Genomic DNA, 9,308 nt, shown 5'->3' with positions numbered 1-9,308 from the left:
CAAGCTCCTCGGCTCCTTGCTTCAGTGTCAGTATGTCTCGCTCATCACCTCAAGCCGCGCCAGATGGGGTCAGCTTGGCGCTTACCAGCGTTCTCACCTTCGCCGAGATCACTGTGCTCAACCGGATCGACGCGTCCCGAACGCGACCACGCCTCCAACGGCCCACGCTCGCCGCTTACCTACTGCAAATCGCCATGCTTGGCGGCTATCTCGCCCGCAAACATGATCCGCCTCCCGGCAACATGGTCGTCTGGCGCGGCATGACCCGCTTGCACGACATCGCCTTCGGCATCTCCGTAACCGCCCGGTTGTTACCGCGGAGATTTCGCTTTGATGCGAGCGATGAGTTCCTGGTCATCGACGAAGGCTTCGAGGAAGTCACTCCATTCGTCAGCGGTGCGGCGCGCATGGGTAAGCATTTGCTCCAGCTCTTCCATTCCGTCGCGGGTAAGCGAAGTTATTGCCTCGTCCGGTCCGGTGTAGACGCTGATGATGCTGCCGTAGCTCAGGTTGTCATCATTGCTGACGATCGCCTGAAGGAATTCGGCATCTTCATCGAGCAATTTGGCGACGTAGTCGATGCTGAACACATGGGTCACCGTTGCCATCAGGCAGCCTCGGCGGAGATGGCGGTGACAGGTGACCAATTCCAGGGAAGCAACTCGTCGAGGCGATTGATCTTGTGATCTTGGATGCGGTCGAGCACGTCTGCGAGATATGCCTGCGGATCGATGCCGTTCATCTTGGCCGTCTCGATGATTGTCATGGCGCGAGCCAGGGTCTCCGCGCCGGTGTCGGCGCCGGCAAATAGCCAGTTTTTTCTTCCGATTCCAATCGGGCGCAGGGCTCGCTCGGCGGCATTGTTGTCCATGGCGACGCGGCCGTCTTCGAGGAACAGGCACAATGATGGCCAGCGGCTCAGGCCATAACGGAAGGCTTTTGCCAAATCGCTCTTGCCCGGAATGCGGGTCAGTTGCGTTTCGATCCAGACACGGAATGCCCCGATCTTTGGTTTGCTATGCTTCTGACGTGCGGCAAGGCGGGCATCGGCAGGCTGACCCGCAATGCCGTGCTCGATGTCATAAAGCGCACCGATACGGTCGAGAGCCTCGCATGCGATCTCGGATTTGTTCGAGGTCCAGATATCATGGAAGTCGCGTCGCCAATGCGCCCAGCATGCCGCTTCTCGGAAGCGGGATGTTCCATCGGCTCCAGGCTCATAAAGCTTGCCGTAGCCTTTGTAGCCGTCAGCTTGGAGGATGCCGCTTGTCTGCCTCAGATGGCGGAGGACGTGGTCTTCCTTCCAGTCCGGAGCAAAGTAGTAGACCGCGCCAGGCGGAGCGCCGCCCGCCCATGGGCGTTGATCGCGGACATATGTCCAGATCCTGCCTTTCTTTACGCCTTTCCCCAGCCCTTTGTCCTGCATGGAGCGATCCAGCACCCGGATCGGGGTATCGTCGGCATGAAGAAGGTCGCTGGCCATGATCACGGTTCCGATCCGCTCGATCAGGGGCTGAAGCACCTGCATGGCGCGACCGCACCAATCGACCAACGTACTGTCGGGGATGTCGGCACCCATGCGGGCGAAGATTTCGTTCAGGCGATACAATGGCAGGTGATCGTCGAACTTCGAGACCAGGATGTAAGCCAGAAGGCAGGCTCCCGCCATGCTGCCTGGTATCGGACGGCTGGGCGCGGGCAACTGCACCATCTTTTCGCAGCAGCGGCAGGATTTCTTCAACCGAGCGACCTCGATGACCTTCATCTGCGCGGCGATCATGTCGAGGATTTCGCTTGTGTCTTCGCCCACAAGACGTAGTTCACCGCCACAGGCGGGGCAGCAGGCGCCGGGATCGAGCTCCCTGCGCTCGCGAACTGCCTTGTGCGACACGCGCGGACGCCGGCGCGTGATCCTTTCGGGCGCGTTCGTCATAGGCGCGACAGACGCTGCCTCGTCGGCCTCATTGATTGGCCCGGCATTGCTCTCCGCCGCGGCGATCAAAAGATCCTCCAGCGCCAGTTCCAGCTGCTGGATTTCCCGCTCGACTTTTTCCGAAGACTTGCCGAAGACCTGTTTCTTCAGCCGGGCAATGCGCAGCCGCAAGGCCTGGATCAACTGGTCATGCGCCTGCAACGTCGCCGACATCTTCGCATTTTCCGCCTGCAAGGCGGCGATCATCGCCTTCAGAAAGGCAGGATCGTCTGGAAGATTTTCGGCGACATTCGGCATGCACCTGACTACCATAAGTCAGGGCGAGTAGCCATAAAAACCATTAGATTCAGAGAGATAAATCACCCGACACGCGCCGGCGGCGCACCCCAATTGGGGCGTCGCCAGTCAATTCCTTCCCACAACATCGCCATTTGCGCTGACGTCAGCCGGGCCGTCCCGTCGGCCGCCGACGGCCACGGAAAGCGGCCCTTCTGCAAGACCTTGTAATAAAGACAGAACCCCTGGCCATCAAAATAAAGAAGCTTCAAACGGTCGCCACGCCTTCCCCGAAAGGCGAAGACCGCGCCTCCCGTCGGCTTCTGGCGCAACACATCCTGCGTCAGTGCAGCCAAACCCTCGATCCCTTTGCGCATGTCCGTGAACCCGCAGGCAAGGTACACCCGAACCCCAGTTCCCGGTCCGATCATGCTGTCTCAACCGCCTGGATAAGCCGAGTCAGAGTGGCGGTATCGATCTCTCTGTCAAAGCGCAGGTTCCGCCCACAGCATAGTTGCAATTCGACCAGCGCTGACAATCTGTCGGTGCCTTTGCCCATACAGGGTTCGCTCCGCGCCACGGGCATGTCCACGGGAAGGAACATGGGACCCGCCGACGGCAACAGGAGCCCCTTCCTCCTCAGCTCTCGCCGCCAGGTGTAAATCTGCTGCCGTGTCACATCATGCCGCTCGGCAACCTCAGTCACAGTCGCCCCGTCAATTCCAACCGACATGACGATGTCGAGCTTCTTCTTATCACCCCAGCGACGACGCCGTTCAGCACCAAGAATCTCGACACGCATCGCAAACCTCGCTCGCACAAGACACGTCGCAAACGACGTCGTTAAACACATGTCATAGGCCATCACGACGATGTCAGGCAGGCGGTGACAATCGGGCGGTTACGCATCTCCATTGGATCAAGCCGACGATGTGGGTACTCGGAAGCCCTACCGGACGCTTACTGTTCAGTGGCAGGTCACATCGTCAAAAGATTACGGCTACGGAGCCAACATTCGCAGCATCGCGTCTGTTCATGCTCATCAACTCGGTCCAGAACAATAAGGTGCTACAAAGTCAACGAAATTGCCGGCCTTAGCCGATTCCGGTCGCCGGCACGCGTCTGGATCACTCCATCCAGCCAGTCTGGGTCCATCTGCGGCACCGAACTCATCAGCAGTTGAGTGTAATCATCGAAGGGCGGCGAAAGAACGGCATTCTTCTCACCGGCTCTAACCACTCGGCCGCGGTGCATGACGGCGACTTCGTCCGCGATCGCATTTACGATGGCGAGGTCATGCGTGATGAAGAGGTATGAGATTGACAGCTCCTTCTGGAGTGACATCAAAAGCTTCAGGATTTCCTCTTGTATCACCTGATCGAGGGACGATGTCACTTCATCGCAAAGGATCAGATCGGGATTGGCCGCCAACGCGCGGGCGATGGAGACGCGCTGCTTCTGTCCGCCAGACAGCTCCGAAGGGTAACGATCTATATAAGCCCTACTCAGCTCGATCATGTCGAGTAGTTCGTTTACGCGCCGGTTGGCGGCCGACCCCTTTAGTCCGAAGTAGAGTCGCAGTGGACGCGACAGGAGCTTGCGCACTGTGTGGCTGGGATTGAGCGAGGTGTCCGCCGATTGATAGACCAGCTGGATACGGCGCAGGATATCTCTGGTCCGCTCCTTTCGCAACGGCGGCAACCGAGCGCCATCAAAAACCACCTCGCCTTGCTGCGCTCCCAACAATCCACAAACAACTCGAGCCAAGCTTGACTTGCCTGAACCTGACTCGCCGACCACGGCAACAGTGTGGCCGCGCGGCACGGTCAAACTGACATTCTCGAGTACCCGGAGCTGACCGTACGCCGCGTTGACATGCCGAATATCTAGAATTGACCGAGCCGCTTCGGCCGGGGGTTTTTCAAGGCAGCGTACCGCCCAGAGGGTCTTGGTGTAGGGATGCTCGGGCGCCGCGAGCATGCGTCGCGTGTCGGCTTCCTCAACCTTGACACCGTCCTTCAGGACTACGATGCGGTGGGCCATCTGCGACACAAGTGCCAGGTCGTGGCTGATGTATATCGCCGCCGTTCCAAACTGCTGGACGACGTTGCGTATAGCAGTCAGAACCTCGACCTGAGTGGTCACGTCGAGGGCTGTCGTCGGCTCGTCGAAAATGATGAGGTCGGGCCAGCTGTTCATTGCCATCGCTGTCATCAAGCGCTGCAATTGGCCTCCCGAGACCTGGTGCGGGTATCGTTCGCCGATCAGACCAGGGTCCGGGAGGGCAAGCTCACCGAACAGCACCACCGCCTTTTCAACCGCTCGCTTGCGCGGTTCGGTCTTGTGGATCTCAGCGCTTTCGACCACCTGATCGATCAGTTTGTGCGCGGGATTGAAGGATGCCGCTGCGCTCTGCGCAACATAAGCGAGACGCACGCCACGCAAGCGACGTTTGACCGTTTCCGGGCTATTGCGGAGGTCGATTCCGTCGAAATTGATGCTTCCATCGACGATCGTGCATCCGTCCTTCACCATGCCAAGCGCCGCCAACCCAAGTGTCGACTTTCCAGCGCCAGACTCACCAATCAAGCCGACAACTTCACCACGACGAACGTCAAAATCTACGCCACGTAAAATCGGAACAACGGTGTCATCGACGCGACCATTAATGACGAGACCACGAATAGTAAGCAGCCGGTCACCGGATTCTGCACCGCTCGACGAAGTTACCAGCCGCTCGTTTTTCGGGTTCTCCTTAGTCACTAGCACCTCCCCTACTCTGCAGATACCAATCGACAATAAAGTTGATTGCTATGGTAATCACAGCAATCGCCGCTGCTGGGACTAGAGGTGTGATGTCTCCATAGCTTATGAGGCTGGAATTTTCACGCACCATGGATCCCCAGTCCGCCATCGGCGGCTGGATGCCGACTCCCAAGAATGACAGCGAGGCGATAGTCAAGAACACAAAGCAGAAGCGGATCCCAAATTCCGCCACCATTGTCGGGAGAATGTTGGGTAAGATTTCCTGCGCGACAACCCATACCAGGTTCTCTCCCCGAACCTGCGCGGACTCTACGTAGTCCGTCACAGCGACGTCCATAGCCAACGCGCGTGCGAGCCGGAAAACCGTCGTTGAATCTAGAACCGCGATAATAAAGACCAAATTCAGGATCGATGTTCCGAAGATGGACAGCAGCACTAGCGCGAAGATCAACCCCGGAATGGCCATAAAGGTATCGACAAGGCGTGCGATAGCTTGATCCACCCAGCCGCGGAACAGCGCCGCAATGATACCCAGTGTGCCGCCCAACAAAAAGGAGATGCTCGTTGCTATGACGGCGATCCCAATGGAATTACGCGCGCCGTAGATGAGCCGGCTGAGCACGTCTCGACCAAGCTGATCCGTGCCAAGGAGATTTACGCGGTTCCACGGCGCGAATGCCTCCCGAGAGACCAGTTCGTATTCGCCGAAAGGGGCGATCAGGTGCGCGAAAACGACGGCGAACAGGTACACTGCGACAATTGCGAAGCAGAGCTTGACGTTGAGGGGAGCTTTTCGGAGCGCATTCCCGAATCTGCTGCGCCGGTATGTCATCTGTTTGACGCTCGAACAGGCATCGGCTGTGTTTGGCATGTCCACCATGTCCATCACCTCGGGTGGAGCAACTTAGGGTTTGTAGAAATTGCAACAATATCCGCAAGGAGATTCAGGAGGATATAGACGCTCGCAAATATTAGTGCGCATGCTTGTACCACCGGTATGTCGCGTGTGCGCACTGCATCCACCATTGTCTGGCCTATACCTGGATAGACAAAAATCGTCTCCACCACCACGACGCCTACAACCAGGTAAGCAAGATTTACGGCCACAATGTTAACGATAGGGGCCCAAGCATTGGGCAGGGCGTGCCGCACTATGACGCGTGCGGGTGAAGCACCTTTACATGTGGCCATGTGGATATAGGGGCTCGATAGCACGCTGACGATCGCCGACCTGGTCATGCGCATCATATGGCCGACGACACCGATCGTCAGGGTCAAGACGGGCAAAGCCAGACGCCAAATCCACTCGAAAACGTCCATGCTCTCTTTGACGTTGGAAAGCGTGGGCAGCCAGCGCAGTGTCACGGCGAGGTAAAGGATCAGGATATACCCAACAAAGAACCCGGGAAGTGAAATCGTGGTTAATGAAATTCCGTTCACAAGGCGGTCGAAGAAGGTGCCTCGATAAATTGCCGATAAGATGCCGAACACGATCGAAAGTGGAACTGCTATGAGCGCGGTCGCCCCGGCCAGTAACAACGTATTGCGTAGACGCAACGAAATGATGTCGCCGACGAGTCGAGGCTCACCTGGACTCGACGATAAGGACTCGCCGAGATCACCATGGAGGATGCCATTCACCCACTCGAAATAACGCGTTGTGATGGGTCGATCTAGGCCGAGCCGGGACTCAAAAGCCGCAACTGTTTCCGGTGTCGCTGACTGACCCAAGATCGCAGTGGCAAAATTACCTGGGAGCAGGCTGACAGTCGAAAAGATGATTACCGAGACAGCCGCTAGAGTTAAAATTCCCAGGAGCAGTCGAGAGATGATCGTTCGGCCAAGAGGCGACGCGATAGCGACCAGGTTGTCAAGGAGTCTTCGGTGCAAAACCAACGCAGCTAACCTCAAGCTCGATGCTAGGCGCAATCGTGTCATAGATTCATCCTTAAAGCTCAAGCCCCTGGGAGGTATAAGGACTCCTTGCCGAAGTTTCAGTGGTGATGAAGCTGCCGAGTTTTCGCGAGCGCCTGAAGAACCAGGCGCTCGCTAAGCATTGACTCATGCTATGCGTTCAACCACCAGCGTTCGGATGCTTTGCCATTGTCCAATGGAAACGCGCCGCCGACTTTGTTGAAACCAACCTTCTTAGAGACGGCGTTGGTGTAGTTCATGAAGGCATACACGATCGCTCCGCCTTCGTTGTGCAAAATCTGCTGCATTTCCCCATATTGGACGGCGCGCTTGGCTTGGTCGATCTCGGCGCGGGCCGCGACCAAGAGTTCATTGAACCGCTTGTGGCTGAAATGGGTTGCATTCCAGGCAGCGCCTTCCTGATAAAATTGGCTAAAAAGCCAGTCAGGAGTTGGCCGGCCAAAATAGCCGCATGACACGAACGGCTTCTTTAGCCACACCTTGTCCCAATAGCCGTCATCGGACTCACGGATCAGGTTGACCTCGATGCCCGCCCTGGCGGCTTGCTCCTTGAACAAAGCGGCGGTCTCAACGGCCCCTGTCGCAGCCCCGTCAGCCACCGACAGGTCGATCTTCAGCGTCTTGTAACCTGCCTTCTCCAAATGCTCCTTAGCCTTCTCGATATTATAGGCATGTCGCGGCTGCGGATCAATGGCAAAGGGCATTGACGGCGCTAAGGGGTTGTCATTTGCTAGTTGCGCCGTACCGAAAAAGATCTTTTCTAAGATCTCCTCCCGATTGATGGCGTACTTAAGAGCCAAACGAACATCGTTGTTATCAAATGGCTCCACCTGGGTGTTCATGTCGAACGAAGCATGACGCGGGCTGGCTACCAACTGCATCGCGACGTCCGGATTGCGTTTCAACATGTTAAGCGTTTTGAGATCGACGTTGTCCATATACTGCACCTCGTCGGTGACGAGTGCATTTGTACGAGCAACGCCGTCCACAATGACGATGAACTCCACCTCATCAAGATAAGGCTTGCCATCCTTGTGGTAGTTCGGATTGCGTTTTAGCTTCGCGCCCACGCCAGGCTCGAATTGCTCAAGCAGGAAAGGGCCGGTACCCACCTTCGCAGCCCAGTCCAGCCCGCCCTCCGACTTTGCTGGCATAACGGCGAGGTGCCAATCGGCAAGCATCACCGGAAAATCGGCACTTCCGCTAGCCAGCTTGAAGACCACAGTGTCGTCTCCGTCCGCCTCTACCGACGAAACCTGGGTCAAGATGTCCTTCGCGGCTGACTGGCTATCCTTGCCCATATGGTGTCGCATAGATTCAATTACGTCTTTAGAGGTGACATCCTTGCCATTATGGAAGGTAGCGCCTTGCCGCAATTTGAAGACCCATTTGGTAGCACCCTCGGAAGGTTCGAAGCTCTCGGCCAGGTCGGGCGCTACGGAACCGTCAGGGAGAATCTCTGTCAGGTTATTGCACATTGACCCGCCGAGCGCCGTAAGTGTGAATGTACTGGGCCAGGTAGCGGGATCAAGCGAATCGCTCTGGGACCCCTGGCCGAGACCGAATTTCATGAAGCCGCCCTTAGTCGGTTCTGCCGCTTTGGCAAGCCGGGGCTTCAGCAGGACGGAGCTGACGCCAGCGACTCCAGCCAGGGCGGCCGCTCCACCGAGGAATTCGCGGCGAGAAGTCTGGAAACGGCCCGTTCCTTTGTTCCTCTCAGACATTATTACCTCCCAATGTCATTGCTCGTTGATGTCTTGGTGCTCGCCCAGTCGCCCTGAGAAGCGGCAGCAACCACCATTCGTTCAAAGATTATCGCGAGTCCAGTGCTATTTGGGCATGGATAAATCGCGAATGAGCAATAATCTGGCTCAGCAATTTGCGGTTGCGGCGAGATGCCGGATGCTGCGCGCTACGCACCTTCCGCCAGACGCGGCGTTCGGTAACCTATTTAATACCAGGCCGCCCGCCGCGCAAACGGACCATGAAGTCATAAATGGCCGACCGCACCTCAGCCGTGGTGCGTCGCAGTGCGCCGTCAGAAACAGTTGTACCCCCAAGAGGGCTGTTCTTCCGTCTTGCCGGTATATAGACCCCACCGAATGCCGCCACTGTCGCTGGCGGGTCGGCTCGAATTCCTGGCCTGCTGCCAAGGCGGCGATCAGGCTCAGGTCGGCCAAGAAGGGCGCCGCCCGCGAACTTGAAAATAGGACGCGTAGCTTGAACCATCTATTTGACCCAACATGTCAAACAGCGGAACTGGCGCCTACGCTATTTCGCAGAGGTGGGGTTGGCTCACTATTCACCCATCTTGTTCCGTTCGGAATTGGGAAGCCATGCCTCGCGCCTTGTCGTAACATGTCCATGAGAATCTCTGCGGCTGGAGGACGTGTTGTCT

The 9,308-nt window shown here is 57.2% G+C and carries 8 protein-coding genes; all 8 read right to left on the bottom strand.

Going from position 1 to position 9,308, the window contains the following annotated elements:
* Window positions 1–311 precede the first annotated feature (311 nt).
* Window positions 312–608, bottom strand: a complete 297-nt coding sequence (locus tag NKI95_RS33660) for a hypothetical protein (RefSeq protein ID WP_352722145.1) — start codon at window positions 606–608, stop codon at window positions 312–314.
* On the bottom strand, window positions 608–2,230 hold the full coding sequence (gene tnpC, locus NKI95_RS33655) for an IS66 family transposase (protein ID WP_352722142.1): 1,623 nt from the start codon (window positions 2,228–2,230) through the stop codon (window positions 608–610). Before tnpC ends, NKI95_RS33660 begins: the two co-directional genes overlap by 1 nt.
* A gap of 62 nt (window positions 2,231–2,292) precedes the next feature.
* Window positions 2,293–2,586: an IS66 family insertion sequence element accessory protein TnpB gene (gene tnpB, locus NKI95_RS33650; RefSeq protein WP_245272725.1), complete on the bottom strand. Its 294-nt coding sequence runs from the start codon at window positions 2,584–2,586 to the stop codon at window positions 2,293–2,295.
* 50 nt (window positions 2,587–2,636) lie between these two features.
* The gene (gene tnpA / locus NKI95_RS33645; RefSeq protein WP_352648906.1) at window positions 2,637–3,011 is read right to left on the bottom strand and encodes an IS66-like element accessory protein TnpA; all 375 of its coding nucleotides are present in this window, start codon (window positions 3,009–3,011) and stop codon (window positions 2,637–2,639) included.
* Window positions 3,012–3,277: 266 nt separating this feature from the next.
* Window positions 3,278–4,972, bottom strand: a complete 1,695-nt coding sequence (locus NKI95_RS33640; RefSeq protein ID WP_352722140.1) for an ABC transporter ATP-binding protein — start codon at window positions 4,970–4,972, stop codon at window positions 3,278–3,280.
* The gene (locus tag NKI95_RS33635) at window positions 4,965–5,855 is read right to left on the bottom strand and encodes an ABC transporter permease (RefSeq protein WP_352722137.1); all 891 of its coding nucleotides are present in this window, start codon (window positions 5,853–5,855) and stop codon (window positions 4,965–4,967) included. Before NKI95_RS33635 ends, NKI95_RS33640 begins: the two co-directional genes overlap by 8 nt.
* Window positions 5,856–5,860: 5 nt before the next feature.
* Window positions 5,861–6,913: an ABC transporter permease gene (locus NKI95_RS33630; protein WP_352722136.1), complete on the bottom strand. Its 1,053-nt coding sequence runs from the start codon at window positions 6,911–6,913 to the stop codon at window positions 5,861–5,863.
* A 128-nt stretch (window positions 6,914–7,041) separates the two neighbouring features.
* Window positions 7,042–8,634, bottom strand: coding sequence for an ABC transporter substrate-binding protein (locus tag NKI95_RS33625; RefSeq protein WP_352722135.1), 1,593 nt, complete (start codon window positions 8,632–8,634; stop codon window positions 7,042–7,044).
* Between the last annotated feature and the right edge of the window lie 674 nt (window positions 8,635–9,308).

The organism is Mesorhizobium sp. M0306 (genome assembly GCF_040321655.1).
Lineage (GTDB): Bacteria > Pseudomonadota > Alphaproteobacteria > Rhizobiales > Rhizobiaceae > Mesorhizobium.
This window is presented reverse-complemented; position numbering and strand designations above follow the sequence as displayed.